The following is a 25813-nucleotide window of genomic DNA, read 5'->3' as shown; positions in this document are numbered from 1 at the left end:
CCTCGCTGCCCGCCGACTACGCGTGCACGCCCGCGATGACCTCCGCGGCGGCGCGTCCGCAGACGCGGGCAGCGCCGTGGGTCGCGATGTGGAGGGCCCCGGTCGGCGGCGCCTGGGGCACGCCCATCTCGACCACGACCGTGTCCGGGCGGGCGGCGAGCAGCGCGTTCAGGGCGTCGGCCATCCACGGGTGGCGGTGGACGTCGCGCACCACGGCGACGATCCTGCGGTCCGCCGCCGCGGCGAGCACCCGGGCGGTCAGCGCGAGCACGCCGTCGCGGTCCGCCGCCTGCCGGCCGTAGGTGTCGGTCGTGGTGCCGGGCAGCAGCCGGGTGAGTTCGGCGGCCACGCCCCACGGCGTCTCGTCGCCGACGGCGATGTTCGCGACCGGGGTGAACGCGGCGACGTGCGCGGGGGCGGTCAGCGGTGCGTACGGTTCCCGAGCCGCCATCACCCGCAGCGCGCGGCGGGCGGCTTCGAGCCCCACCTCGGGGGCGGGCGCGGTCCCCACCGCCGCGCCCGCCCCGGCGGGGTGGCGCGCCCACTGGGCCAGGGCGCGTACCCGTGCGGCGGCGTCGGCCAGCCGCTCCTGGGGGAGTCGTCCGTCGCGTACCGCGGCGACGAGGGCGTCCCGCAGCCGCAGCACGGTGTCCTCGTCGGCAAGACCGCCGCCGACGCAGATGGCGTCGGCGCCGGCGGCGATCGCCAGGACGCTGCCGCGCTCGATGCCGTAGGTGGCGGAGATCGCCTGCATCTCCATGCCGTCGGTGACGATCAGGCCGTCGAAGCCGAGGCCGCCGTCGGCGACGGGACGGCGCAGCAGGCCGTGCAGGGCGGCCGGGCTGAGGGTGGCGGGCAGCTCCGGATCCAGCGCGGGCAGCAGGATGTGGGCGCTCATCACCGCCTTGGTGCGGGCGGCGACGGCGGCCCGGAAGGGCACCAGTTCGCGCGCCGCGAGGGTCGTCAGGTCCGCGTCGATCCGCGGCAGGTCGTGGTGGGAGTCGACGGCGGTGTCGCCGTGGCCGGGGAAGTGCTTGGTGCAGGCGGCGACCCCGGCGCCCTGGAGACCCTCGATGTAGGCGGCGGTGTGCCGGGCGACGAGTTCGGGGTCGGCGCCGAAGGAGCGGACGCCGATGACCGGGTTGCGGGGGTTGGAGTTGACGTCGGCGGACGGTGCCCAGTTGAGGTTCACCCCGCAGGCGGCGAGCCGGCGGCCCAGCTCGCGGGCGACGGAGCGGGTCAGCGCGGTGTCGTCGACCGCGCCGAGGGCGAGGTTGCCGGGGAAGGAGGAACCGGTGCGCACCTCCAGCCGGGTGACGTCGCCGCCCTCCTCGTCGATCGCGACCAGGAGGTCGGCGCGCTCGGCCCGCAGCTGCGCGGTGAGGTCGGCGAGTTGGTCGGGCGAGGCGATGTTGCGGCCGAACAGCCCGACCGAGACGAGCCCCTCGCCGAGTCGGCGCAGCAGCCAGTCAGGGGCGGTGGTGCCGGTGAAGCCGGGTTGCAGGACGGCGAGGGCGTCCCGGGTGAGGGTGTCGGAGGCACGCGCGAGCGTCGTCATGAGGATCGGTCATCCCTTCACCGCGCCGGAGGTGAGACCTCCGACCGCCTTGCGTTGCAGGAACAGGAAGAGGAGGAGGATCGGCAGTGCGAAGAGTGAGGCCGCGGCCATCGTGGCACCCCAGTCGTCGCCGAAGGCCGTCTGGAACTTCGACAGCCACAGCGGCAGGGTCTGCGCCTCGGCGTCCTTGTTGAGGATGAGGACCAGCGGGAACTCGTTCCACGCGGTGATGAAGCCGAACAGCGAGGTGGCCATCAGCCCGGGGGCCAGCAGCGGGAAGATCACCTTGATGAACGCCTGCGGCCGGGTGCAGCCGTCGACCATGGCGGCCTCCTCCAGTTCCCTGGGCACCGCGGCGACGAAGCCGCGCAGGGTGAGGACGGTGAAGGGGAGCACCATGACCATATAGAAGAGGGTCAGCGGGACCAGGCTGTTGAGCATGTCGCCATCCCGGACGATCATGTAGATCGCGATGACCATGACCTCCCAGGGGGCCATCTGGGCGATCATGAACGTCAGGATGAAGCCGCGGCGGCCCTTGAAGCGCATGCGGGCCAGGGCGAACGAGGCCAGCAGCGCGATGACCAGGGAGAGCCCGACGGCCGCCACGGTGACGGTCAGGGAGTTGCCGACCAGGGTCCAGAAGTTCTCGGCCTCCAGGGCCGTGTGGAAGTGCTCCAGGGTCGGGCTGGCCGGGAACCACACCGGGTCCTCGGTGACGATGTCCGACGTCGGCTTGAAGGCCGTGCTGAGCATCCAGTAGACCGGGAACGCGAAGACGACGAAGAGGACGACGGCCGTGGCGCCCGGCCAGATCCTCCCCAGCGCTGAGCGCTTCACAGCTCGTCCTCCTCTTGCTTGAGCACGGTGCGCAGGTAGTAGGCGGTCAGTCCGAGCAGGATCACGATGGTGAGCACCGAGATCGCGGCGCCCATGCCGTAGTGCTGGTTGCCGAAGCCCTCGACGAAGGCGTAGACGGGGAGGGTCTCGGTGAGGTGGTTCGGGCCGCCTTCGTTGATCACAAAGACCTGCGGGAACGCCTTGAAAACCCAGATGACCTCGAGGAAGGTGGTGGCGAGCAGGAAGGGCTTGAGGAACGGGAAGGTCACCGAGGTGAAGGACTTCCAGGTCCCGGCACCGTCCAGGGCCGCGGCCTCGTACAGCTCCTGAGGGATGGTGGTCGTCGCGGCGTAGAGGTTGATCGCCACGAAGGGGATCGACTGCCAGACGATCAGCAGGGTGATCACGAAGAAGGTGGAGGACTGGCTGCCGGTCCAGTTGTAGTCGGCCATCGAGTGCCAGCCGAGCCTGTCGAGCACCCAGTTGACGACGCCGAAGCGCTGGGCGAACAGCCACTGGTAGACGGTGGTGGCGGCGATGACGGGCATCGCCCAGGCGAGCACCAGCCCGACCGAGAGCAGGAGCCGCATCCGCTTGCCGAGTCTGGCCAGCAGCAGTCCGATCAGCGTGCCGAGCACCATGATGAGGACGACGTTGACACCGGTGAAGACCACCGAACGGCCGGTGACCCGCCAGAACTCGTCGCTGGTCAGCGCCTCGCGGTAGTTCTCGGTGCCGTTCCACTCGGTGAGGTGCTGGATGAGCTGCTTCATGTTCAGGTTCTGGAACGACAGCATGCCGTTCTTCACCAGGGGCCAGCCCAGGAACACCAGCGTGGCGGCGATCGCGGGCAGGAGCAGCAGATAGGGGGCGGTGCCGGTGGGCCGGGGGCGCCCGCGGGCGGGGCCCTTGGCGGGCCCCGCGCCCGCGGGTGCGCCGGCCTTCGGGGCGGTGTCCGCCCGTCGGGCTTGCGCAGACGTGCTTGCCATGGGGTTACCGCTCCTGGCTGAGGCGCTCGTTCAGCTCGTCCTCGACCGACTCGGCGGCGTCAGCGTGCGACGTACCGTTCAGCACGGCGGTCATATAGGTCTTGACGGGGTTCGGCGCGTTCTCCACCGCGGCCCACTCGGGGATCAGCGGGGTGGTGCCGCCGGCCTTGACGGCCGGGGCGGCGGCCTCGGCGGCGGCGTTGCCCTTGAGCGCGGTCTGCAGGGACTCCTTGTTCGGGATGACGCCGGCCTCCTTGGCCAACTGGCTCTCGAACCTGTCGGACAGCGCGATCTTCAGGAACTCCTTGGCCAGTTCCTGCTTCTGGCTGCCCGCGGCGACGGCGAGGTTGGAGCCGCCGAGGAAGACGCCCTCCGGCTTGCCCGCGGTCTCCCCCGGGATGGTGAAGTAGCCGATCTCCTTCTCGATCTTCGGGTTGGCCTTGATCGCCACACCGGCTTCCCAGCCCATGCCGATGAAGGCGCCCGTGTTGCCCTTGGCGAAGACCTCGCCCTGCTGCGGGGTGGCCTCGTCCTTGTCCTTGGGGGCCTTGCTGAAGGACTGGTACTGCTTGTAGATGTCCATGGCCTTGCCGACCTTGGGGTCGGCGAGGTTGGAGACCCACGTGTCGCCGTCCTTCTTCACCAGTTCGGCGCCGCTGCCGATGGTCAGGCCGTCGAAGAAGTACCAGTTCTGGCCGGGCAGGTAGATCGGCTCGGCGTCGGTCTTCTTCTCGATCGTGTCCAGCGCCTTGAAGAACTCGGTGCGGGTCTTCGGCGTCTCCTTGATCCCCGCCTCGGCCCAGATCTTCTTGTTGTAGAGGACGACGCGGTTGGCGGCGTACCACGGGGCGGCGTACTGCTTGCCGTCGTAGACCGCGGACTGGTTCAGCGACGCGGTCCAGTCGGCGCCGATGGTCTTCTTGAGGTCGGACAGGTCGGCCAGGCCGCCGGTCTCGGCGTACGCGGGGGTCTGGGTGTTACCGATCTCCAGGACGTCCGGCGGGTCGGACTCCGACAGCGCGGTGGTGATCTTCTGCTGGATGCCGTTCCACTGCTGCGTCTCGATCTTCAGCTTGGCGCCGGTCTTCTTCTCGAACTCGGCCTTGACGTCCTTGGTCCAGCCGTCGGGAGTGGAGCCGTCCATCGCCCAGACGGTGAGCGTCTCCCCCTTGAAGCCGTCCGCCCCCGACTTGTTGTCGCCGTCGCCGGACCCACAGGCCGCGACGCTCACCAGCATTGCCGCGACACCGGTCGCCGCTATGAGCCCACGCTTCACCGCACACTCCTCAACAGGACTGGATGTGGTCTTTAATGGTTTAGACCAGCGCCCGCAGCTTGGCCTAGACCTTTAGGGGTGTCAAGGGTGTATAAGAGTCGCTGTCGGCTCCGTTACAGGACCGACATCACACGACATCCGAGCCGAGGGGCCGCCTGGCCGTGCCACGATGTGAGCCGCTGAAGACGGAGGAGCCGGTGACGGCAGCAGGACAGGAGGCGGGAAGGCGCGTCATGGAGACCGACGGGGATACGGCCGGGTCTCCGGCCGAGACCGGCAGCGGGACCGGCGGGACGCGCACCGCACGCGTGCCCAAGTACTACCGGCTCAAGCGGCATCTGCTGGAGATGACCGAGACCCTGCCGCCCGGCACCGCGGTGCCCCCGGAGCGCACGCTCGCCGCCGAGTTCGACACCTCCCGTACGACGGTGCGCCAGGCGCTCCAGGAGCTGGTGGTCGAGGGGCGGCTGGAGCGGATCCAGGGCAAGGGCACCTTCGTCGCCAAGCCCAAGGTCTCCCAGGCCCTGCAACTGACCTCGTACACGGAGGACATGAAGGCCCAGGGTCTGGAGCCCACCTCGCAGCTGCTCGACATCGGCTACGTGACCGCCGACGACCGGCTCGCCGAACTGCTGGACATCACCACGGGCGGCCGGGTGCTGCGCATCGAGCGGTTGCGGCTGGCCAGCGGCGAGCCGATGGCGATCGAGACCACGCATCTGTCGGCCAAGCGCTTCCCCGCGCTGCGGCGCAGCCTGGTGAAGTACGCGTCGCTGTACACCGCGCTGGCCGAGGTGTACGACGTCCGCCTGGCCGAGGCGGAGGAGACCATCGAGACCTCGCTGGCCACCCCGCGCGAGGCGGGGCTGCTGGGCACGGACGTGGGGCTGCCGATGCTGATGCTGTCCCGGCACTCGCTGGACACCAACGGCGAGCCGGTGGAGTGGGTGCGCTCGGTCTACCGCGGCGACCGCTACAAGTTCGTGGCACGACTGCAGCGGCCCGCGGGTGACTGACGGCCCCGGCCGGAACCCGGCTGGGGGTCCGGGGGCCCGCGGCGGAGCCGCTGATGTCACCGCCCCGGGACAGCACAGCGTGGCACGACTGCAGCGGCCCGCAGCCGACTGACAACCTCAGCCGGAACCCGGCCGCGGCGGCTGGCCGGTATTTGTCATACCGATATACGGACGGGTAGTGACGGGCACCATACCGCTGGCTTAGATTTCGTGCGCATTACCGCAGGTGATCAAGCCAAGGGGACGGAGCCGCCATGCCCGAAACACCCGGAACGAACGGCACCAGACCGGTCGTCACACCCGCGCGTGTGGTGATCGGTCTCTGCCTGGTCGCGCCGTTCGTCGCGATGCTGTGGGTCGGCTCGTACGCGAAGGTCGACCCCAAGGCGTTCGGGATCCCGTTCTTCTACTGGTACCAGATGCTGTGGGTGCTGATCTCGACCGGGCTGACGGCGATCGCGTACGTCCTGGTCCGCCGTGAGAAGCGGGCGCTGAGCGCGTCCCGCGAGGGGGGTGCGGCGAAGTGAACGACGGCGTGAACGGCGTGGCGCTCGCCGTCTTCATCTTCTTCTTCCTGGCCGTCACCGTCATGGGCTTCATGGCCGCGCGATGGCGGGCGGCCGAGAACGCCAACAACCTCGACGAGTGGGGTCTCGGCGGCCGCAGCTTCGGCACCTGGGTCACCTGGTTCCTGCTGGGCGGCGACCTGTACACCGCGTACACCTTCGTCGCGGTACCGGCCGCGGTCTACGCGGCGGGCGCGGCCGGCTTCTTCGCCGTCCCGTACACGATCCTCGTCTACCCGCTGATCTTCACCTTCCTGCCCCGCCTGTGGTCGGTGTCCCACAAGCACGGGTACGTCACCACCTCCGACTTCGTCCGCGGCCGCTTCGGCTCCAAGGGCCTGTCGCTGGCCGTCGCGGTCACCGGCATCCTCGCCACGATGCCCTACATCGCGCTGCAACTCGTCGGCATCCAGGCGGTGCTGGACGTGATGGGCGTCGGCGGCGGCGAGGACACCAACTGGTTCATCAAGGACCTGCCGCTGCTCATCGCCTTCGGCGTGCTCGCGGCGTACACCTACTCCTCCGGGCTGCGCGCCCCGGCGCTGATCGCGTTCGTGAAGGACACCCTGATCTACATCGTCATCGTGGTGGCGATCATCTACATCCCGATCAAGTTGGGCGGCTTCGACGACATCTTCGCCAAGGCCGGGGATGCGTTCTCGCAGACGAACGAGGCGACAGGGAAGCCGCGCGGCGCGCTGACGCCACCGGAGGCCTCGCAATGGGCGTACGCGACGCTGGCACTCGGCTCCGCGCTGGCGCTGTTCATGTACCCGCACTCCATCACCGCGACGCTGTCCAGCCGCAGCCGCGAGGTGATCCGCCGCAACACCACCATCCTGCCGCTGTACTCGCTGATGCTCGGGCTGCTGGCGCTGCTGGGCTTCATGGCGATCGCGGCGGGCGTGAAGGTGGACAACGGGCAGCTGGCCATCCCGCAGCTCTTCGAGGACATGTTCCCGGACTGGTTCGCGGGCGTGGCGTTCGCCGCGATCGGCATCGGCGCGCTGGTGCCGGCCGCGATCATGTCGATCGCCGCGGCGAACCTGTTCACCCGCAACATCTACAAGGACTTCCTCAAGCCCGACGCGACGCCGGAGCAGGAGACGAAGGTCTCCAAGCTGGTGTCCCTGCTGGTCAAGGTGGGCGCGCTGGCCTTCGTCCTGACCATGGACAAGACGGTGGCGATCAACTTCCAGCTGCTGGGCGGTATCTGGATCCTCCAGACCTTCCCGGCGCTGGTGGGCGGTCTGTTCACCCGCTGGTTCCACCGCTGGGCGCTGCTCGCGGGCTGGGCGGTCGGCATGGTCTACGGCACGGTCGCGGCGTACGGCGTGGCGAGCCCCACCCAGAAGCACTTCGGCGGCAGCCAGAAGGAGATCCCCGGCATTGGTGAGATCGGCTACATCGGTCTGACCGCCTTCGTCCTGAACGTCGCCGTCACGGTCGCCCTGACCGTCGTCCTGCGGGCGCTGAAGGCGCCCGACGGCATCGACGAGACCTCCCCGGAGGACTACAGGGCGGACGCGGGCGACCCGGGCGTCAGGGCCGAGCGGCCCGTGGAGGCGGCCGGGGCGGCCGTGAAGGCGCCGGGCGGACACTGACGGCGCGCGGCGCACGGCCGCGCGGTAGCGTGGAGGACAGGGGCGTGGCGCTCTCGCCGCGCCCCTTCCGCATGCCGGCGCACGCCGCCAACAGCCTCCCGATATAGCACATTCGTGCGAAAGCTCAAACCGAGTGACACAACATGTGGTGGCGCGTGCGGCAGTCAACACAAGATGTATGCTCATCCTCGCTGTCGCCGCAGGGGAATCCGGTGCGAATCCGGAACTGTCCCGCAACGGTGTACGTGTGTGTTTTTGCGTGCGCGTGAAGTCCGACTACCTGCCGACGGCCTCGAACACGTCCGGGCCTCGCGGGTTGGGCCGGTGGACGCTGCGCGGCATGCCCTGCTCCGGTGCGGCACGCCCGTACGCGACCATCGCGCACCACCCCTCCTGGCCCCCCAGCCGAGCGAGGGAGAGCACTTCCGTGACCATCGCGCCCGCCGATCCGGTTTCAGCGGCCCAGGACTCCAAGGACTCCGCGGCCGCCGCCGACGCGCCCGGAACCGCCCTGTTGCGTACCCTGACCGATCTCACCGCGGATCTTCCCGCCACCGACCCCGGCAAGGTCGCCGCCGCCGCGCTGCGCGGCCGGCACGCCGGGTCGGACGAGGCGGAGTTGCGGGCCCTGGCCACCGAGGCCGCCGCCGGCCTGATCGCGGAGGAGCCGGAGTACTCCCGGCTCGCCGCCCGGCTGCTGACCCTCGCCATCGCCGAGGAGGCGGCCGGGCAGGGCGCGGTCTCCTTCTCCGCCTCCGTCGAGGTGGGCCACCGCGAGGGCCTGATCGCCGACTCCACGGCCGCCTTCGTGCGGACGCACGCCGCCCGGCTGGACACCCTGGTCGACAAGACGCTGGCCGACGGCGCCGACGACCGCTTCGGCTACTTCGGCCTGCGCACCCTGCACAGCCGTTACCTGCTGCGCCACCCCATCACCCGTCAGGTGGTCGAGACCCCGCAGCACTTCCTGCTGCGCGTGGCCTGCGGGCTGGCCGAGGACCTGTCCGACCGGGCGCTGGCGGACGTCTGCGAGCTGTACCGGCTCACCAGCACGCTGTCGTACCTGCCGAGCTCCCCCACCCTGTTCAACTCCGGCACCCGCCACCCGCAGATGTCGTCCTGCTATCTGCTGGACTCGCCGCTGGACGAGCTGGACTCGATCTACAACCGCTACCACCAGGTGGCGCGGCTGTCGAAGCACGCCGGCGGCATCGGCCTGTCGTACTCGCGCATCCGCGCCCGCGGGTCGCTGATCCGCGGCACCAACGGGCACTCCAACGGCATCGTGCCGTTCCTGCGGACCCTGGACGCCTCCGTCGCCGCCGTCAACCAGGGCGGCCGACGCAAGGGCGCGGCCTGCGTGTACCTGGAGACCTGGCACGCGGACATCGAGGAGTTCCTGGAGCTGCGGGACAACACCGGTGAGGAAGCCCGCCGCACCCACAACCTCAACATCGCGCACTGGATCCCGGACGAGTTCATGCGCCGGGTCGAGGCCGACGCCGACTGGTCGCTGTTCTCGCCGTCCGACACGCCCGAGCTGGTCGACCTGTGGGGCGAGCGGTTCGACGCCGCGTACCGCAAGGCCGAGGCCGAGGGCAAGGCCATCAAGACCGTCCCCGCCCGGCAGCTGTACGCGCGGATGATGCGCACCCTCGCGCAGACCGGCAACGGCTGGATGACGTTCAAGGACGCCGCCAACCGCACCGCGAACCAGACCGCCGAGCCCGGCAAGGTCGTCCACTCCTCCAACCTGTGCACCGAGATCCTCGAGGTCACGGACGACGGCGAGACGGCCGTGTGCAACCTGGGCTCGGTCAACCTGGCCGCGCACCTGGGCGCGGACGGCGACATGGACTGGGAGAAGCTGGACCGCACGGTCCGTACCGCCGTCACCTTCCTCGACCGCGTGGTGGACATCAACTTCTACCCCACGGAAGAGGCCGGGGCCTCCAACTCCCGCTGGCGGCCGGTCGGCCTGGGCCTGATGGGCCTGCAGGACGTGTTCTTCCGGCTGCGGCTGCCCTTCGACTCTGCCGAGGCCAAGGCGCTGTCCACCAAGATCTCCGAGCGCATCATGCTCGCGGCCTACGAGGCGTCCTGCGACCTCGCCGAGCGGCACGGGCCGCACCCGGCCTGGTCCGCGACCCGCACCGCACGCGGCGTCCTGCACCCCGACCACTACGCCGGCGCGCAGATGACGTGGCCCGAGCGGTGGGAGGCGCTCCGTACGCGGATGTCGAAGTCCGGCATGCGGAACTCGCTGCTGCTGGCCATCGCGCCGACGGCCACCATCGCGTCCATCGCGGGCGTCTACGAGTGCATCGAGCCGCAGGTCTCCAACCTCTTCAAGCGCGAGACGCTCAGCGGTGAGTTCCTCCAGGTCAACTCCTACCTGGTGGACGACCTCAAGCAGCTCGGCGTGTGGGACGCGCAGACCCGCGAGGCGCTGCGCGAGTCCAACGGCTCGGTCCAGGACTTCGGCTGGGTGCCGCAGGAGATCCGCGACCTGTACCGCACGGCGTGGGAGGTCCCGCAGCGCGCGCTGATCGACATGGCCGCCGCGCGCACCCCGTACCTCGACCAGAGCCAGTCGCTCAACCTCTTCATGGCGTCGCCCACCATCGGCAAGCTCAGCTCGATGTACGCGTACGCCTGGAAGCAGGGGATCAAGACGACGTACTACCTGCGCTCGCGCCCGGCGACCCGGATCGCTCAGTCCGCGCGCGCCAACGGGGCCACCGCGGCCGCCCCGATCCCCGCCCAGCAGGCCACGCCCGACGCCGAGGCGATCGCCTGCTCCCTGGAAAACCCCGAGTCCTGCGAGGCCTGCCAGTAATGACGACCCCTGCAAAGCCCAAGAACCTCCTGGACCCGGGCTTCGAACTCACCCTGCGACCGATGCGGTACCCGGACTTCTACGACCGCTACCGTGACGCGATCAAGAACACCTGGACCGTGGAGGAGGTCGACCTCCACTCCGACGTGGCCGACCTCGCCAAGCTCTCGCCGGGCGAGCAGCACCTGATCGGGCGCCTGGTCGCGTTCTTCGCCACCGGTGACTCGATCGTGGCGAACAACCTCGTGCTCACGCTGTACAAGCACATCAACTCCCCGAGGCGCGGCTGTACCTGTCGCGGCAGCTCTTCGAGGAGGCCGTGCACGTCCAGTTCTATCTGACGCTGCTGGACACCTACCTGCCCGACCCGGACGACCGCGCCGCCGCCTTCGACGCGGTGGAGAACATCCCGTCCATCCGGGAGAAGGCCCAGTTCTGCTTCAAGTGGATCAACGAGGTCGAGAAGCTGGACCGGCTGGAGTCCAAGGCGGACCGGCGCCGCTTCCTGCTGAACCTGATCTGCTTCGCGGCGTGCATCGAGGGCCTGTTCTTCTACGGCGCCTTCGCGTACGTGTACTGGTTCCGGTCGCGCGGCCTGCTGCACGGCCTGGCCACCGGCACCAACTGGGTCTTCCGGGACGAGTCCATGCACATGGACTTCGCCTTCCAGGTCGTGGACACCGTCCGCGAGGAGGAGCCGGACCTCTTCGACGAGGAGATGGGCAAGCAGGTCACCGCGATGCTGGAGGAGGCCGTCGAGGCCGAGCTGCAGTTCGCCCGCGACCTGTGCGGGGACGGCCTGCCGGGCATGAACACCGCCTCCATGCGCGAGTACCTGCAGTGCGTGGCCGACCAGCGGCTGGTCCGCCTCGGACTGCCGGTCCGCTACGGCTCGGAGAACCCCTTCTCCTTCATGGAGCTGCAGAACGTCCAGGAGCTGACCAACTTCTTCGAGCGGCGCGCCTCGGCCTACCAGGTCGCCGTCGAGGGCTCGGTCTCGTTCGACGACGAGTTCTGACAGGCAGCGGCCGATGGCCGGACCGGGTCCCCACCCGGCTCCGGCCATCCACTATGTGAGAAGAGCGCCCGCGACGATGGCTCAGCGCTCCCTGTCGTCTCTCGGTGCGTGGTTGGAGCAGTCCACACGCGCCTTCTCTTGCGGCTTCGGGTGCTCCTCGTACTGCACCCAGTCGAAGAGCAGATCCGTAGGCCGGGGCAGCTTCCCCCACAGGAGTCCGGTCACACATGACTGGACTTGGCGGACGTGGTACTTGCCGTCCTTGCTGCGGTAGTCCGTCTTGTCGTTGCAGACGACGTTGCCGCTGTCGTCCCGCTCGCAGGCGGCGCCTGGGGCGCCCTGTGCCGCGCCCGCGTATGTCGTCGTCAGACCCGCGAATACCGCGGCGACCAGTGCCACCTTCTTCCAACTGACCATGAGTCATCCTTTGTGATCGATGGCCGGACTGGCAGAACATCAGAGATGGGTCCCGGCGCCGGGCTTGTGGCTCGGACGCCGGGACCCATGTCACTTACCTACTCACCTGCTGGGCGCGATGCTCAGTGCCCCAGAGCGTGGTTGCTGCAGTCCTGGCTCGTGCCCGTCTTGGCGTACGCGTTGCCGTTCTCGCCCTCGGCGAACAGGTTGCCCAGGAGGTTGCCGAGGATGTTGATGCCACCCAGCACGTTCACGTTGAGGTCGTGCGACTTGCAGGAGCTGTGCTGCTTGACGTCGATGTCCGGGCCGTGGCCGCCGGCCGCGGCAGTGCCGGCGCCAACGAAGCCGACGCTGCCGAGCATGGCTACCACCACGGCAGCCTTCTGAAGCTTGCGCATTTCTTCTCCGTTTGTTTGAGCGCGATGCGGTCCGTTTTGGACCAACTTCGTACAGTTACGGAGGTTAATGGAAGAACATCCCATTTTGTCCGACGACGCGCTGATTTGCGGAATAATTATGGGCGGCACCCGGGAACCCCGGCCGAACACCGGGCAGTTGGTAGGTGACGCCCGATCAGAGGCGCGACGACACGCCCCGGATGGGCGTAACGCACGCCAGCGGGCCCCCTGGAGACCGATCCCCAGGGGGCCCGCTGCGAGCGTCGGCGTGAGGCGGACCTCAGCCGTGGAACTTGTTGAACGCGGTGTTGGGCTGGAGGCAGGTGAAGCCCTTCGTGTCAGCCGGCGAGAACACCCCGATCGGGATGTTGGTCTGAACGACCGTCTGCGGGCTGCACTCCTGCTCCGGGTGGAACACGTAGTTGTTCACCGGACGCTGGTCCTTGTGCTCGTGGTGGCCGCCCTGCTGCTGGTGGTGACCACCCTGCTGGTGGTGGCCGCCCTGGTGGTGACCGCCCTGCTGACCGTGACCACCGTCGTGGTGGTGGCCGCCCTGCTGCTGGTAGTAGCCGGTGTTGTGCTTGTAGCCGCTGTGGTGCTCGTAGCCGCTGTGGTGCTCGTAACCCAGCTCGGTCGGGGAAGCCTGCCCCTGGACGGCCTGGGTGTCGGGCTGCGGCTGGGCGGCCGGCTGCGGGGCGGGCGCCTGAGGCGCCGGTGCCTGCGGGGCGGGCGCCGGCTGCGGCTGGGCGGCCGGCTGGCCGGCGGGCTGCGGGGCGGGCGCCGGGAGCGGCGCGGCCTGCGGAGCGAGCGCGGGTGCCGGCTGCGGGGCGGGCGCCGGAAGCGGCGCGGCCTGCGGAGCGGGCGCCGGGAGCGGCGCGGCCTGCGGCTGACCCTGCGGCTGGAACTGCTGACCGGCGCCGTTGTACCCACCGGGGGGAGCGTCGGCGTAACTGGTACCGGCGCCTACGGTGACCAGACTGCCGACCGCCGCGACGACGATCGCGGCCTGTTGGAGCTTGCGCATGGAAACCCTTGGCCCTTCTGACATGTGCACGGGGGGTCTGATTACTCATTGCGAGTACGCGCACACTAGCAGTAGCAACAAGCCCGTTTCACGTCGCTATGCCCGCCGTGTCGGTCCCCGATCGGCGGCCCAGCAGGTGCCCCCGACCGCTTCGTGCACTACCCTGCCGCGCCCACTCTCCGGATACGTCATGATCATGTCAACATTCGCTGATACGTAAGGGGGCGGAACGGGTGAACCCCTCCGCCCCCTGCGGGTGAATCGTCGGCGTCCGATGTGGACACGCCGCGTCAGTCGTTCGGGACGACCTCGTAACGCGGCGTACGCTCCGCCATCTGCTGCAGCGCGTCCTTGCGCTCCCGCTTGGAGAGCCGGTCGATGTACAGCCGGCCGTAGAGGTGGTCGGTCTCGTGCTGCAGGCACCGCGCGAAGTAGCCCGTGCCCTGGACCACGATCGGCTTGCCCTCGGCGTCCTGCCCGCGCACCACCGCGTAGTCGGGGCGGGCCAGCGGGGCGTAGGCGCCGGGCACGGACAGGCAGCCCTCGTTGGAGTCGTCCAGGAGGCGGCGCTCGGCCGGGACCTCCTCGAGCACCGGGTTGCACACCACGCCGACGTGGCGCACGCCCTCGTCGTCCGGGCAGTCGTAGACGAACACCTTCAGGCCCACGCCGATCTGGTTGGCGGCCAGACCCACGCCCTCCGCCGCCCGCTGGCTGGCGAACATGTCGTCGATCAGCGCCGCGAGCTCGTCGCCGAACTCGGTGACGTCCGCACACTCCTGGTGCAGCACCGGGTTGCCGACGACCGTGATCGGACGGGCGGTGCCGCGCTCGCGATACGCCAGCTCGCGCTCCTCCGCGTCCACCGTGTCGTCGATGAACTCGTCGTCCGCCCGCTGATCCGTGTCCTGCTGTGCCATGGTCCGCCGCACGCCTTCCTCAAACCGTCAACCGTCGCCCTACAGAGTACGGCGCGGCCCGGATGCCCGGGACGTCAGCAGACCTCTTCCAGGTCCCGCCACTCACGGGTGTCGGGGCTGTCCGCGACCCAGCCGTCCAGCAGCCCCCGCACCAGCCCGGCCGGGGCCGCGATCCCGCACTCCCGCTCGGGCACCCACAGCGACCCCGAGCCCGCGGTGCGGTGCCCCAGCGGTCCCGGATGGCCCGGCTCGCTGTGGTCGTGCGGGTCCAGGTGCTCCCCGTCGCCCTCGTCACTGGGCATCCGGCTCTCCGAACAGGAGCGGCACAGCAGCCGCACCGACGAGGACCAGTCCTCGGCCGCGAAGCCCGCGTCCGCCGCCAGCCGCTCCAGCGCGTCCCGGTCCGCCTCCGTGGCCGCCTCCAGCAGCACCACCCAGGTCGGCACCGGGGACGGCGCCCACAGCTCGATCTCGTCGAAGACCGGGTAGGCCCGCACGGTGCCGTCCGCGCCCGTCGTCGTCCGCTCGCCGTGCGGGACGCCGTCGTGCAGCACGACCTCGCCCCAGCGCCGCCCGGACGACGGCAGCGGAATGCTCAGCACCTCGATACGGGCCGGGTCCAGCCGCCGGCCCCACACCACCTCGGCCTCGCCCTCCGGCGACAGCCGGACCGCCGCGCTGCCCAGCTCCATGCCCACCGGCTCGCCGACGGCCGCGCCGGTGTCCTGCTTGCCGGGCACCTTGAGCCCGTACGCCTGCCAGGCACGGCGGGCCAGCGGCCAGTCCTGCAGGGCGGTCGCGGCGATGCCCACGTTCCACCAGTCCGGGGCGCCGGTCTCCCGGTCCAGCAGGGTGACGGCGCGCAGGCCCGCGGCGCGCGCCTGCTCCCAGTCGTGCCGGAACTTGTGCAGCAACGCCAGGTTGAACCACGACTCGGACAGCCACGGCTCCATGTCGGCGGCCCGGGTCAGCAGCGCACCGGCGTCCTCGTACCGGCCGTCGCCGATGAGTGTGAACGCACGGTCGGTGGCCTGCCGCCACGAGGCGGAGGGCCGGTGCCGTACCTTGCCGAAGATCTTCACGATTCCCGCCTGCCGGTTTCTCCGTTGTCCCGCACCAGATGCCTTGAGCCGGACGGCGTCGCCTCCCCTGACGACAACCTGCCACAGATTCGCGGACATCTCAGCCCGGCCCCTCAAGATTCGCCCCGGGGAACGGTGCCCCACCACACCTCCTTGCCACTGGCGAGCCGCCCCACTCCCCATACTTCGCATCCAACCATGCCGGTTCGAGCCACGGCTCATTACCCATGGGTTCTGCCGTGCCCGGCGGCCCCCGCACGGTGTCTCACCTGGTGGATCCGGACCGTGCGAGCACCCGGCCGAGCGCCGCGACCACCGCCGGATCGAAGTCGCGGGCCGTGGCCAGCCGCAACCGCTCCACGGCGCGCAGCGGGCCGTCCGCCGCGTCGGCCGGGGCCTGCGCCAGCTCGGCGTAGGCGTTGGCCACCCGTACGATCCGGGCGGTCAGCGGTTGCTCCCGGTACGGGTCCGCCTGCTGTTCGACGATCTGCGCGACCTGCGCGGGCGCCCCGGTCTGCCGGACGACGGCGCCGCCCAGCAGGGCGATCCGCCGCTGCTCGGCGGCGGGCAGCTGCTCCGTGGCGCCGGACGGCACCGGGTCGATCAGGGAGAGCTGCCCGATGTCGTGCATGAGGGCCGCGTGTTCGAGCACGGTCAGTTCACGGCGGGACAACCCCAGCTCCCGGCCGACCGCGCCGCTCAGCGCCGCGACCCGGCGGGCGTGACCGGCGGGCGTGTACCCCGCGATCTCGGTCGAGCGCGCGAGCGAGGCGATGGTCTGCCGGTAGGTGGCACGTACGTCGGTGTAGCGGCGCAGGGCGTGCTGGGTCAGCAGCAGCGGCACGCACACCACCGGCAGCGCCCACAGCCCGGCGACGGCCACGGCCAGCGCCGTCACCACCCCCGTCGCGCAGACCGCCGACCCCACGCAGGCCAGCGCGCACAGCTCGTCGCGGAGCAGCGGCGCGTACGGCCAGCCGGTGCGCGCGTGGGCGAGCGCGGCGGCCAGCACGGCGTCGCACAACGCGGTGAGCCCGAGCAGCACGAGCAGACAGAGGACATGGGCAGGGCCGTCGCCGCACCACTGGGACAATCTGCCGTCGCCGTACAGCGGTTGGAAGCAGATGGCGGCGAAGGCGACGGTGAGGACCCGGCGCGCGTGGTGGTCGAACCGGGGCGGATGGCCGAGGGCCACCCGCGGGGTCAGGCCGACCAGCCCGGCGGCGACCGCGACCGCGACGACCTGGAGCGCCCCGTGGCTGACGGGCTCGCCGCCGAGCCGCCCCAGCAGGGCGTAGGCGAGAGCGCCCGCGGCGGCGACGGGCGCGGGCTCCCGCGCGCCGGGCCCCCGCTCACCGCCCGCCCCGCCGCCCCGCTCGCGGACGGGGGCGTACCCGGCCGCGCGGCCGCGCGCGGCCGGACCGTCGTCCCAGCGCAGCGCCTCGCCGACGGCGATGAGCGCGCCGAAGGCGAGCGCGACTCCGGGTTCCCGGACGCCGTGCCAGTGGGTCCACCCGAGCGCGAACAGGGTGAGCGCCCCGGCCGCGCCGTACACCGCGCCCACGGCGTACGTCCCGGTACGGGGCGCGCGGGGCGCGCGGGGGACGCGCGCGGGCGGCACGGGCTCGGTCGCCGAGCAGCGGCGGGCGTGCCGGGGAGTGAGCGGGTCGCACGAGGTGTCCGCCGTCGCCGCCCCGGCGGCTGGTTCCGCGGGTGCTCGGTGGCGACCGCTCCCTCCCGGCCCGGAGCCGTCAGCCCCGGCGGGACGGGGGGCGGTGGCCGAGGGCGTATCAGAGCCGGGGGCCGTATCGGGGCCGGTGGCGGTGGCCGGGCCGGGGCCGGTGGCCAGGCCCGGGGCGGTGTCGAGATCGGTCCCGTAGGCGGGACCGTGCCCCGCGCCGGGACCGGTGGTCAGGCCGGAGCCGGTGGCCAGGCCGGGGCCGGTGTCGAGATCGATCCCCGAGGCGGGACCGTGCCCCGCGCCGGGGCCGGTGGCCGCGCCGAGGCCGGTGGCCGCGCCGAGGCCGGTGGCCGCGCCGAGGCCGGTGTCGACATCGGTCCCCGAGGCGGGACCGAGTCCCGCGCCGGGGCCGGTGGCCGCGCCGAGGTCGGTGGCCACACCAGAGCCGGGGTCAGCACCGAGATCGGTGACCGGGCCGGGACCGGCGGGCGCGCTGCTCGGTGCCGCGGCCGCGCCCGGCGCGGTCACGGCGGCACCGGTGCCGCGGCCCGCGGTGACAGCGGGTCGCCCCGGCGCGCCTCCAGTCGCGCCGCCGCCCGCGCCGTCGGCGCCGTACTCGGCGATGCGGCCGCCTCCCGGGCCCTCGGGCGTGCCGCCCCCTCCGCCTCCATGCCGCCGGTCGCCGCTCACGAGCGGCCTCCTCGGTGGCCCGCGCCCGTGCCGCGGCCTGGGGCGACGACGTCCTGCGGGGTGGGGGCGGCAGGGGGCGGCGGGGTCCGGGCGGGTTGGCGGGACGTTTCCGCGCGCCTCCTGCGCGCCCGGCGCGAGCTCCGGCGCGTCCGCTGTGACGGCGGCGTGCCAGCCGTGCCGGTCCAACGCGCTCGCCAGCGCCCGCACCATTCGCGGGTCGAACTGCGTGCCGGCGCAGCGCTGCAGTTCCTCCACCGCCCACGGCACCGGGCGGGCCCTGCTGTACGTACGCGTCGAGGTCATGGCGTCGAACGCGTCCGCGACGGCCACCACCCGGGCGAACTCGGGGATGTCCCGCCCCGCGAGCCCGTACGGATAGCCGCTGCCGTCCAGCCGCTCGTGGTGGTGGAGGATCGCCGTCCGCGCCTCCTCCAGGAAACCGATTCCGCGCACCATCTCGTGTCCGTATTCCGGATGGAGTTCGATGATCCGGCGCTCGTCGGCGGTCAGCGGGCCGTCCTTGCGCAGCAGCCGGGTGGGGACGCCGAGCTTGCCGACGTCGTGCAGGATGCCCGCGATCCGCAGCGCCTCCAGCCGCTCGCCGCCCATGCCGAGCTCGCGGGCGATCATCACCGAGGCGCGGCCGACCCGTTCGCTGTGGCCGCGGGTGTAGCGGTCCTTGATGTCGACCGCCTGGACGAGGGCCCGGATGGTGGCCTGGTGGGCGGCGCGTTTGCGGTGGTAGAGCGCGAAGACGGACGCCGAGACGCACATCGGCAGCAGCACCAGGAGCGCGGCGGTCGGCCCGTAGCAACTGCGCCACAGCAGCGCCATCGTGAGCCCGGCCGAGCCGTGGACCAGGTGCGGTGCGAGCGAGCGCGCCAGCGGCCCGCGCCAGGCCGTGCTCGGCCCATGGTGCTCGGCGGTGACCAGGATGCCCCCCTCCAGGGCGACGCGCACCAGGCAGAAGACGAGCGCGGCGACCGCGGCGGGCAGCAGCACGTACGGCAGGTCCGCACCCGCGACCGCCCGCGGGCCGTCCGCCGCCCCGGACACGGACGCGAAGCCCGGCCCGAACGCCCAGGAGGCGGCGGCGGAGGCGAGGGCGAGCTGCGCGGCATGCCAGACCCGGCGCGCGCCCGCCGCCCGCGGCTCGGCCGGACCCGCGAGCCCGCCGGGTACGGCGACGAGGGCGGCGGCGGGCGGCGGCAGCAGCATGGCCCCGGCGAGCAGCACCGGGGTGCCCCACTCGGCGGAGGGGCCGACGCACACGGCGGTGTAGAGCGCGGCGACCGGCAGCACGGTGGCCCAGGGCGTCGCGGCGTCCGGAGCCACGGCGGGGGCGGCGCAGACCGCCGCCGAAAGGGCGGCGCACAGGATATAGGCGCACGCCCCCGGGGGAAGTGCCCGCATGGCGCCCTCCTCCCATCCGTTCAGGCCACGCCGTCAGGATGGGGAGGATATTGCCGTGCGAGGAGCAAGGCGGGCGCATCGGAGGATTAGGCCGTATGAGCCCGTCTAATGCACACCTTCGGGTGAGATCGGGGTTCAGTCCTGGGCGGCGGTGGGCAGATCCGCCTCGGCTGTGGTCGGCCGATCGGCCTGGGCCGTGGTCGGCCGGTCCGGCTCGCCGCACTCACCGTGCAGCGCGCTGCGCAGGTCCACCTCGGCATCGACCTGCCCGGAGCGGATCAGCTCGATCCGGCCCATGACCTTCGACCGCAGGTCGCGGGGGACGTCGTCATGGCCGCAGCACCGCTTGACGAGCTTCTTCACGGCCTGTTCCAGGCCGTACTTCTCCAGGCAGGGCGAGCACTCGTCGATGTGCGTCTCGAACTTGGCGCAGTCACCGTCGGGCATCTCGTGGTCGAGGAACTCGTAGAGGTGGTCGAGAACCTCGGAGCAGTCCGTCTCGTGCGGCTCTCCGCAGCTCATGAGTCCGAGCCTTTCCGATCGTGCCCTTCGTCCGCCGCAGCGCCCGCGCCCGCCGGGACGAGCCCGCGTCCACGGGCGTAGTCCTCCAGCAGACCGCGCAGCTGGCGCCGCCCACGGTGCAGACGGGACATCACCGTACCGATGGGGTACCCATGATGTCGGCGATCTCCTTGTACGCAAACCCTTCGACATCCGCGAGATAGACCGCGATGCGGAATTCCTCGGGGATCGCCTGGAGGGCTTCCTTCACGTCGGAGTCGGGGAGGTGGTCGAGCGCCTGGGACTCCGCGGAGCGCAGCCCGGTCGACATGTGCGACTCGGCGCGCGCCAGCTGCCAGTCCTCGATCTCCTCGGCGGCACTGCGCTGCGGCTCACGCTGCTTCTTGCGGTACGAGTTGATGAACGTGTTGGTCAGAATGCGGTACAGCCACGCCTTGAGGTTGGTGCCCTCACGGAACTGGTGGAAGGACGCGTACGCCTTGGCGTACGTCTCCTGCACCAGATCCTCGGCATCGGCCGGGTTGCGTGTCATGCGCAGTGCGGCGGAGTACATCTGGTCGAGGAAGGTCAGCGCGTCCCGCTCGAAGCGCGCGTTGCGCTCGGCGTCCGTCTCCGCGGCCCGTCCCTCGACCGGTCCCTCGTGCGTGCCGTCGGCCCCCGCGTCGGTCCCAGTGACCTGACCCACCTCCTCCAACACTGTGGCAGGACCGGATGCGGACCCGCTCGAATCGGAGAATAGACGACCATCCGGTCCGCTCGCCGCTTCTATTTCGGCGGCAGGCTCGACCTTCAGCTGCGACCAGTCGAGGTCGGCGGGCTGCGGACGGGCCGGGCAAGCAAGCGAACCCATGCGGGGGACTCCCTCTCCTCGTGCGACTGCCTGTGACGAACCATGCATCGACATTCCGACGCCCGGTCCAACACGCGCTACCCGCGTCGCATTCCCGGATCTCGCCCCGTTTCCCACCGCGTGACGCCGGCGGTCAGGCGGTGATCCGCTCCAGCCAATCCGCCACCGCCGCGGTCAGGGCCGCGAGGGCCTCGTCCTGCGTGGTGCCGGCCGACTTCGGGACGGCGAAACCGTGGTCGCCGTACGCCACCTCCACCAGCTCGGTCCCGGCCGGGAGCGGGGACGGGAACTCCTCGGGACGCCCGAAGGGGTCCCGTCCGCCCTGGACGACCAGCGTCGGCAGGCCGGCCTCCGTCAGCTCCTCCGCGCGCGACTTCTCCGGCTTCCCCGGTGGGTGGAGGGGAAAGGACAGGGCGAGGACGGCGCGCGCCCCGAGCTCCCGGCCCGTACGGCAGGCCACCCGCGCCCCGGCGCTGCGCCCGCCCGCGACGACGGGCAGGCCGGGTGCGGTCAGCGCGGGCCACAGTGCCGTCCATCCGGCGTCCAGGGTCCGGGGCGCCGGCGCGACCTTCTTGCCCGCGACCCGCCAGGGCTGCTCGACGAGGGCGACGGTGATCCCGCGCGGCGGCAGGGCGGCGGCGAGCGCCCGCAGGTCCCGGGCCTCGATGCCGCCGCCGGCGCCATGGCTCACGGCGAGTACGGCGCGGGCCCGGCGGGCGTCGTGCCAGGTGACGCGGGCGTCCCCCACAGGGGTCGGAACGGTCTCGCTACGCGGAACGGTCCCGCCGCGCGGAACGGTCCCGCTCCCGGACCCGGCGCTCTTCGAGCGTGTACTCATGGGACTCCGTGTGCTCATGGGACTAGAAGAGCGTGTCCACCTCGGGCGCGTCCAGCTCCGCCACGAGCTCCGGGCCGTTGTTGCGCACGTCACTGACGCCGGTGCCGACGGGGTACGCCCGCAGCAGCTCCGCGGGCGGCGGGACCAGCAGCTCCCGCAGGTCCGCCGGATCGGTGCGGGCCGGGTCCAGCCAGGCCGCCCAGCGATCCGGGGTGAGCACGAGCGGCATCCGCGGATGGATGTCGGCGAGCGCGCGCGGTCCCCGCTCCTCGGCGCCCCCCGATCCGGAGCCGGCTCCGGCGAAGGGTTCCTTCTCCGCCTCGGTCGTTATCACGCTGCACGTCACCCACCAGGCACGCGGATGGTCGTCCGGCAGCGTCCGGTCCCGCCAGAAGTCGTAGATTCCGGCCAGGGCCATCACCGAGCCGTCCACCGGGGTGACGAAGTACGGCTGCTTGCGGGCCCGCTTCCGCCTGCCCTGCTCCTCCAACTGCCGCTCGCCGGCGCCGGTGACCCACTCGTAGTAGCCGTCGGCGGGCACCAGGCAGCGCCGGGTCAGGAAGGGGCGCCGGAACGACGGCTTCTCGTGCACCGTCTCGGCCCGTGCGTTGATCATCTTCACGCCGACGTCGGGTGACTTGGCCCAGGACGGCACCAGCCCCCAGGTCAGTGCGCGCAGCTGGCGAACCGGACGCGGGTCGTCGGCGTCTTTCAGGGGGCGCTCGAGCACCGCGTACACGTTTTTCGTCGGGGCGACGTTCCAGTCCGGCTCCAGGGCCTCCTTGGGCTCCCATTTCCGGACATCGAAGAGCCCGACGAGATCCTCCGGCCTCCGGCTCGCTGCGTATCGACCGCACATGGGTGCAACACTGCCACGACGCCCGGCCCCCGTGGCGCGGAGATCCGCACGTCGGAGATCCGGGCCCAGGACCGGAATGACGGAACACGGGGATACGGAACCGAGGAGCCGCCCGCCTATGGACACCACGAACGCCGCCGAGCTGTGGGACCGCGTCGTCGGCAGCCAGCCGGACCCCTCCCGCTGGCTGGTGGTCTCCGCCGGAGTCGTCGCCCTCGCCGTGGTCGTCTACCGGACGACCTGGGTGATCGCCCGAAACGCGATCACCATCGCCCACGAGGGCGGTCACGGTCTCGTGGCGCTGCTCAGCGGCCGCCGGCTGGACGGCATCCGGCTGCACTCGGACACCTCGGGCCTGACCGTTTCGCGCGGCAAGCCGACCGGTTTGGGCATGATTCTGACCGCTGCCGCGGGCTACACCGCCCCGTCGCTGCTCGGTCTCGGCGGAGCCTGGCTGCTGGCCGCGAACCACATCACCGCGCTGCTGTGGGGGGCGACCGCGCTGCTCGTCGCGATGCTGGTGATGATCCGCAACGCGTACGGGATGCTGACGGTCCTCATAGCCGGGGCGGCCTTCTTCCTCGTCTCCTGGCTGACCGAGCCGCAGGTGCAGGCCGCCTTCGCCTACGTCGTGGTGTGGTTCCTCCTCCTGGGTGGCGTACGCCCGCCCTTCGAGCTCCAGCGCAAGCGCCGCTACGGGCACGCCGGGGACTCCGATCCGGACCAGCTGGCCCGGCTCACCAACGTGCCCGCCGTCGCCTGGCTGCTGCTCTTCCACACCGTTTCGCTGTGCTCGCTGATCGGCGGCGGCAGCTGGCTGCTGGGCCTGTAGGCGCCCGCCCCCGGCCACCCGTTCCTTAGCAGTGCAGTGTTTCGACTGAGTTTCGCCACTTTTGATCAAGATTCACACACTGAGCAAGCCACTAAAGTGATGGCCATGACCGGCACTGAGACTTCTCCCGTCGCTCACGACGCCCTCTGGCCCGCTCCGCTCGCGCACGGAGCGGTCGACGCGACCGTCACCGTGCCCGGCTCGAAGTCGGTCACCAACCGCGGACTGGTGCTCGCCGCGCTGGCCGCCGAACCCGGCTGGCTGCGCCGCCCGCTGCGCTCGCGCGACACCCTGCTGATGGCCGAGGCCCTCCGCTCCATGGGCGTCGGCATCGAGGAGACCGTGTCGCACAGCGCCTTCGGCGCGGGAGGCCCCTCCGGCGGCGGCGAGGCGTGGCGCGTGATCCCGGCCGGACCGCACGGCCCGGCCACGGTCGACGTGGGCAACGCCGGCACCGTGATGCGCTTCCTGCCGCCGGTCGCGGCGCTGGCCGACGGCCCCGTCCGCTTCGACGGCGACCCGCGCTCGCACGAGCGCCCGCTGCACGGCGTGATCGACGCCCTGCGCGCGCTGGGCACCCGTATCGACGACGACGGGCGCGGCTGCCTGCCGATGACCGTCCACGGCAGCGGAGCGCTGGACGGCGGGCGGGTCACCATCGACGCCTCCTCGTCCTCCCAGTTCGTGAGCGCGCTGCTGCTGTCCGCGCCGCGCTTCAACCAGGGCATCGAGGTACGCCACGTCGGCGCCGCGCTGCCCTCCCTGCCGCACATCCGGATGACGGTCGAGATGCTGCGCAGCGCGGGCGCGGCCGTGGACACCCCCGAGTCCGGCGGCGAACCCAACGTGTGGCGGGTGGCGCCCAGCGCGCTGCTGGGCCGGGACCTGGTCGTGGAGCCGGATCTGTCGAACGCGGCGCCGTTCCTGGCCGCCGCGCTGGTCACCGGCGGCCGGGTGACGATCCCGGACTGGCCGGAGCACACCACCCAGCCGGGCGACGCGCTGCGGCGGATCTTCACCGACATGGGCGGTTCCTGCGAGCTGACCGAGCGGGGCCTGACCTTCACCGGCACCGGCCGGATCACCGGCATCGACGCCGATCTGCACGAGGTCGGCGAGCTGACCCCGGTGATCGCGGCGGTCGCCGCGCTGGCCGACTCCGAGTCCGTCCTGCGCGGCATCGCGCACCTGCGGCTGCACGAGACCGACCGGCTCGCGGCCCTCGCCAAGGAGATCAACGAGCTCGGCGGCGACGTCACCGAGACCGAGGACGGACTGCGGATCCGCCCGCGCCCGCTGCACGGCGGCGTCTTCCACACGTACGAGGACCACCGGCTGGCCACCGCCGCCGCCGTCCTCGGCCTGGTGGTCGACGGCGTCCAGGTGGAGAACGTGGACACCACAGCGAAGACGCTGCCCGACTTCCCCGGACTGTGGTCAGGCATGCTCGGCCGGTCCGGACAACCGGCCGGGGCGACCACGGCGCCGAGAGGCTGAGAAGCACCCGATGCGCCGTTACGGCAAGCACACCGACGAGGACGACGTCCGGGTCCGCCCCAACCGCAAGGGCAACCGGCCCCGGACGAACATCCGCCCCAAGCACGAGGACGCCGCCGAGGGCTTCGTCCTCACCGTCGACCGGGGCCGGATCACCTGCCTCGTCGAGGACCGCACGATCACCGCGATGAAGGCCCGCGAGCTGGGCCGCAAGGCCGTGGCAGTCGGGGACCGGGTCGCGGTGGTGGGCGATCTGTCGGGGGCCAAGGACACCCTCGCCCGGATCGTCCGGGTCGAGACGCGCTCCTCCGTACTGCGCCGCACCGCCGACGACGACGATCCGTACGAGCGGGTGGTCGTGGCCAACGCCGACCAGCTCGCGATCGTCACCGCGCTCGCCGACCCCGAGCCGCGCCCGCGGCTGATCGACCGCTGCCTGGTCGCCGCCTACGACGCCGGTCTGGAGCCGCTGCTGGTGCTCACCAAGTGCGACCTCGCCCCGCCCGACACGCTGCTGGAGACGTACGCGCCGCTCGGTGTGCGGTACGTGGTCACCAGCAGGGAGGAGCTGGCCGACGGCGGCGCCGCGGACCGGGTGCGCGAGCGGCTGGCGGACCGCGTCACCGCCTTCGTCGGGCACTCCGGCGTGGGCAAGACGACGCTGGTCAACGCACTGGTACCGGACCGCATGCGGGCCACCGGGGTGGTGAACGCGGTCACCGGGCGCGGTCGGCACACCACCACCTCCGCGCTGGCGCTGCCGCTGCCTGATGGCACCGGCTGGGTGATCGACACCCCCGGCGTGCGCTCCTTCGGGCTGAACCACATCGACCCCTCCCGCGTCATCCGCGCCTTCCCCGATCTGGAGCCGGGGACGGCGGAGTGCCCGCGCGCCTGCAGCCACGATGAGAAGGACTGCGCGCTGGACCAGTGGGTGGCGGACGGCCACGCCGAACCGGCCCGGCTGTACTCGCTGCGCCGGCTGATGGCCACGCGCGAGCGGCGCGAGGGCGACTGACGCGGCCGGCCCGGCGCCCCGCCGACCACGTTTTGCGCTCCGCCGGCGGAGGTAGAAGGAACCGCA

The 25813-nt window shown here is 71.6% G+C and carries 21 protein-coding genes, 3 pseudogenes and 1 riboswitch; of the genes and pseudogenes, 8 read left to right on the top strand and 16 right to left on the bottom strand.

Going from position 1 to position 25813, the window contains the following annotated elements; translation table 11 throughout:
• Window positions 1-16: 16 nt before the first annotated feature.
• The 4 genes from Q3Y56_RS23725 to Q3Y56_RS23710 are packed head-to-tail and all read right to left on the bottom strand — an operon-like array spanning window position 17 to window position 4663.
• Window positions 17-1558: a glycoside hydrolase family 3 protein gene (locus tag Q3Y56_RS23725; RefSeq protein ID WP_304463860.1), complete on the bottom strand. Its 1542-nt coding sequence runs from the start codon at window positions 1556-1558 to the stop codon at window positions 17-19.
• 9 nt (window positions 1559-1567) lie between these two features.
• Window positions 1568-2398, bottom strand: a complete 831-nt coding sequence (locus Q3Y56_RS23720; protein ID WP_304463859.1) for a carbohydrate ABC transporter permease — start codon at window positions 2396-2398, stop codon at window positions 1568-1570.
• The gene (locus Q3Y56_RS23715) at window positions 2395-3387 is read right to left on the bottom strand and encodes a carbohydrate ABC transporter permease (RefSeq protein ID WP_304463858.1); all 993 of its coding nucleotides are present in this window, start codon (window positions 3385-3387) and stop codon (window positions 2395-2397) included. The genes Q3Y56_RS23720 and Q3Y56_RS23715 overlap by 4 nt, the downstream gene beginning before the upstream one ends.
• A 4-nt stretch (window positions 3388-3391) precedes the next feature.
• The gene (locus Q3Y56_RS23710; RefSeq protein WP_304463857.1) at window positions 3392-4663 is read right to left on the bottom strand and encodes an extracellular solute-binding protein; all 1272 of its coding nucleotides are present in this window, start codon (window positions 4661-4663) and stop codon (window positions 3392-3394) included.
• 233 nt (window positions 4664-4896) lie between these two features.
• Between Q3Y56_RS23710 and Q3Y56_RS23705 the strand changes: the two genes are divergently transcribed.
• From Q3Y56_RS23705 to mctP, 3 genes are all read left to right on the top strand, one after another.
• On the top strand, window positions 4897-5679 hold the full coding sequence (locus Q3Y56_RS23705) for a GntR family transcriptional regulator (RefSeq protein WP_304465761.1): 783 nt from the start codon (window positions 4897-4899) through the stop codon (window positions 5677-5679).
• A 254-nt stretch (window positions 5680-5933) separates the two neighbouring features.
• The gene (locus tag Q3Y56_RS23700) at window positions 5934-6206 is read left to right on the top strand and encodes a DUF3311 domain-containing protein (RefSeq protein ID WP_304463856.1); all 273 of its coding nucleotides are present in this window, start codon (window positions 5934-5936) and stop codon (window positions 6204-6206) included.
• Complete coding sequence (mctP, locus tag Q3Y56_RS23695; RefSeq protein ID WP_304463855.1) at window positions 6203-7849, top strand: monocarboxylate uptake permease MctP; 1647 nt, start codon at window positions 6203-6205, stop codon at window positions 7847-7849. The genes Q3Y56_RS23700 and mctP overlap by 4 nt, the downstream gene beginning before the upstream one ends.
• 161 nt (window positions 7850-8010) lie before the next feature.
• Window positions 8011-8152: riboswitch (cobalamin riboswitch) on the top strand.
• On the opposite strand, the gene Q3Y56_RS23690 is transcribed toward mctP, so the two are convergent.
• On the bottom strand, window positions 8126-8272 hold the full coding sequence (locus Q3Y56_RS23690; RefSeq protein WP_304463854.1) for a hypothetical protein: 147 nt from the start codon (window positions 8270-8272) through the stop codon (window positions 8126-8128). Its footprint overlaps the riboswitch before it by 27 nt.
• 4 nt (window positions 8273-8276) lie before the next feature.
• On the opposite strand from Q3Y56_RS23690, the gene Q3Y56_RS23685 reads away from it, so the two are divergent.
• Both Q3Y56_RS23685 and Q3Y56_RS23680 read left to right on the top strand, forming a co-directional pair.
• A complete protein-coding gene (locus Q3Y56_RS23685) occupies window positions 8277-10688 on the top strand; it encodes a ribonucleoside-diphosphate reductase subunit alpha (protein ID WP_304463853.1) in 2412 nt (803 codons plus the stop codon).
• A pseudogene (locus Q3Y56_RS23680) lies at window positions 10688-11706 on the top strand (ribonucleotide-diphosphate reductase subunit beta). The gene Q3Y56_RS23685 and the pseudogene Q3Y56_RS23680 overlap by 1 nt, the downstream one beginning before the upstream one ends.
• Before the next feature lie 81 nt (window positions 11707-11787).
• Here the strand turns inward: Q3Y56_RS23680 and Q3Y56_RS23675 are convergent.
• The 11 genes and pseudogenes from Q3Y56_RS23675 to Q3Y56_RS23625 all read right to left on the bottom strand — a co-directional run bounded on the left by Q3Y56_RS23675 (window position 11788) and on the right by Q3Y56_RS23625 (window position 22400).
• A complete protein-coding gene (locus Q3Y56_RS23675) occupies window positions 11788-12123 on the bottom strand; it encodes a hypothetical protein (RefSeq protein WP_304463852.1) in 336 nt (111 codons plus the stop codon).
• Window positions 12124-12245: 122 nt separating this feature from the next.
• Window positions 12246-12521, bottom strand: a complete 276-nt coding sequence (locus Q3Y56_RS23670) for a hypothetical protein (protein WP_304463851.1) — start codon at window positions 12519-12521, stop codon at window positions 12246-12248.
• A gap of 280 nt (window positions 12522-12801) precedes the next feature.
• Entirely contained in the window at window positions 12802-13545 is a 744-nt protein-coding gene (locus Q3Y56_RS23665) for a hypothetical protein (RefSeq protein WP_304463850.1), read from the bottom strand.
• Between the two features lie 290 nt (window positions 13546-13835).
• On the bottom strand, window positions 13836-14465 hold the full coding sequence (def, locus tag Q3Y56_RS23660) for a peptide deformylase (RefSeq protein ID WP_304463849.1): 630 nt from the start codon (window positions 14463-14465) through the stop codon (window positions 13836-13838).
• A 74-nt stretch (window positions 14466-14539) separates the two neighbouring features.
• On the bottom strand, window positions 14540-15547 hold the full coding sequence (locus Q3Y56_RS23655; RefSeq protein ID WP_304465760.1) for a hypothetical protein: 1008 nt from the start codon (window positions 15545-15547) through the stop codon (window positions 14540-14542).
• Window positions 15548-15812: 265 nt separating this feature from the next.
• The gene (locus Q3Y56_RS23650) at window positions 15813-17102 is read right to left on the bottom strand and encodes an HD-GYP domain-containing protein (RefSeq protein ID WP_304465759.1); all 1290 of its coding nucleotides are present in this window, start codon (window positions 17100-17102) and stop codon (window positions 15813-15815) included.
• A gap of 963 nt (window positions 17103-18065) precedes the next feature.
• A pseudogene (locus Q3Y56_RS23645) lies at window positions 18066-19331 on the bottom strand (HD-GYP domain-containing protein); the annotation flags it as partial.
• A gap of 135 nt (window positions 19332-19466) precedes the next feature.
• Window positions 19467-19853: a mycothiol system anti-sigma-R factor gene (gene rsrA, locus Q3Y56_RS23640; protein WP_304463848.1), complete on the bottom strand. Its 387-nt coding sequence runs from the start codon at window positions 19851-19853 to the stop codon at window positions 19467-19469.
• A pseudogene (locus Q3Y56_RS23635) lies at window positions 19850-20538 on the bottom strand (sigma-70 family RNA polymerase sigma factor). Before Q3Y56_RS23635 ends, rsrA begins: the two are co-directional and overlap by 4 nt.
• 298 nt (window positions 20539-20836) lie before the next feature.
• On the bottom strand, window positions 20837-21541 hold the full coding sequence (locus tag Q3Y56_RS23630; protein WP_304463847.1) for an alpha/beta family hydrolase: 705 nt from the start codon (window positions 21539-21541) through the stop codon (window positions 20837-20839).
• 22 nt (window positions 21542-21563) lie between these two features.
• Complete coding sequence (locus tag Q3Y56_RS23625; RefSeq protein ID WP_304463846.1) at window positions 21564-22400, bottom strand: SOS response-associated peptidase; 837 nt, start codon at window positions 22398-22400, stop codon at window positions 21564-21566.
• A 118-nt stretch (window positions 22401-22518) separates the two neighbouring features.
• On the opposite strand from Q3Y56_RS23625, the gene Q3Y56_RS23620 reads away from it, so the two are divergent.
• The 3 genes from Q3Y56_RS23620 to rsgA all read left to right on the top strand — a co-directional run bounded on the left by Q3Y56_RS23620 (window position 22519) and on the right by rsgA (window position 25747).
• Complete coding sequence (locus Q3Y56_RS23620; protein ID WP_304463845.1) at window positions 22519-23232, top strand: M50 family metallopeptidase; 714 nt, start codon at window positions 22519-22521, stop codon at window positions 23230-23232.
• Between the two features lie 105 nt (window positions 23233-23337).
• Window positions 23338-24729 carry a 3-phosphoshikimate 1-carboxyvinyltransferase gene (gene aroA / locus Q3Y56_RS23615; RefSeq protein ID WP_304463844.1) on the top strand — a complete coding sequence of 464 codons (1392 nt, stop codon included), beginning with the start codon at window positions 23338-23340 and terminating at the stop codon, window positions 24727-24729.
• A 10-nt stretch (window positions 24730-24739) separates the two neighbouring features.
• On the top strand, window positions 24740-25747 hold the full coding sequence (gene rsgA / locus Q3Y56_RS23610) for a ribosome small subunit-dependent GTPase A (protein ID WP_304463843.1): 1008 nt from the start codon (window positions 24740-24742) through the stop codon (window positions 25745-25747).
• Window positions 25748-25813 lie beyond the last annotated feature (66 nt).

The sequence above is a fragment of the Streptomyces sp. XD-27 genome (genome assembly GCF_030553055.1).
In the GTDB taxonomy this organism is placed as follows: Bacteria; Actinomycetota; Actinomycetes; order Streptomycetales; family Streptomycetaceae; genus Streptomyces.
The sequence above is the reverse complement of the archived record's forward strand: the minus strand, read 5'-3'. Positions and strand labels throughout refer to the sequence as shown.

Excerpts from the sequence above, each read along its gene's own strand:
- Q3Y56_RS23725 (WP_304463860.1), bottom strand. The coding sequence starts at position 1,558 with ATGACGACGCTCGCGCGTGCCTCCGACACCCTCACCCGGGACGCCCTC.
- Q3Y56_RS23715 (WP_304463858.1), bottom strand. The coding sequence starts at position 3,387 with ATGGCAAGCACGTCTGCGCAAGCCCGACGGGCGGACACCGCCCCGAAG.
- Q3Y56_RS23705 (WP_304465761.1), top strand. The coding sequence starts at position 4,897 with ATGGAGACCGACGGGGATACGGCCGGGTCTCCGGCCGAGACCGGCAGC.
- Q3Y56_RS23700 (WP_304463856.1), top strand. The coding sequence starts at position 5,934 with ATGCCCGAAACACCCGGAACGAACGGCACCAGACCGGTCGTCACACCC.
- Q3Y56_RS23675 (WP_304463852.1), bottom strand. The coding sequence starts at position 12,123 with ATGGTCAGTTGGAAGAAGGTGGCACTGGTCGCCGCGGTATTCGCGGGT.
- Q3Y56_RS23670 (WP_304463851.1), bottom strand. The coding sequence starts at position 12,521 with ATGCGCAAGCTTCAGAAGGCTGCCGTGGTGGTAGCCATGCTCGGCAGC.
- Q3Y56_RS23665 (WP_304463850.1), bottom strand. The coding sequence starts at position 13,545 with ATGCGCAAGCTCCAACAGGCCGCGATCGTCGTCGCGGCGGTCGGCAGT.
- def (WP_304463849.1), bottom strand. The coding sequence starts at position 14,465 with ATGGCACAGCAGGACACGGATCAGCGGGCGGACGACGAGTTCATCGAC.
- rsrA (WP_304463848.1), bottom strand. The coding sequence starts at position 19,853 with ATGAGCTGCGGAGAGCCGCACGAGACGGACTGCTCCGAGGTTCTCGAC.
- Q3Y56_RS23630 (WP_304463847.1), bottom strand. The coding sequence starts at position 21,541 with ATGAGTACACGCTCGAAGAGCGCCGGGTCCGGGAGCGGGACCGTTCCG.
- Q3Y56_RS23625 (WP_304463846.1), bottom strand. The coding sequence starts at position 22,400 with ATGTGCGGTCGATACGCAGCGAGCCGGAGGCCGGAGGATCTCGTCGGG.
- Q3Y56_RS23620 (WP_304463845.1), top strand. The coding sequence starts at position 22,519 with ATGGACACCACGAACGCCGCCGAGCTGTGGGACCGCGTCGTCGGCAGC.
- aroA (WP_304463844.1), top strand. The coding sequence starts at position 23,338 with ATGACCGGCACTGAGACTTCTCCCGTCGCTCACGACGCCCTCTGGCCC.
- rsgA (WP_304463843.1), top strand. The coding sequence starts at position 24,740 with ATGCGCCGTTACGGCAAGCACACCGACGAGGACGACGTCCGGGTCCGC.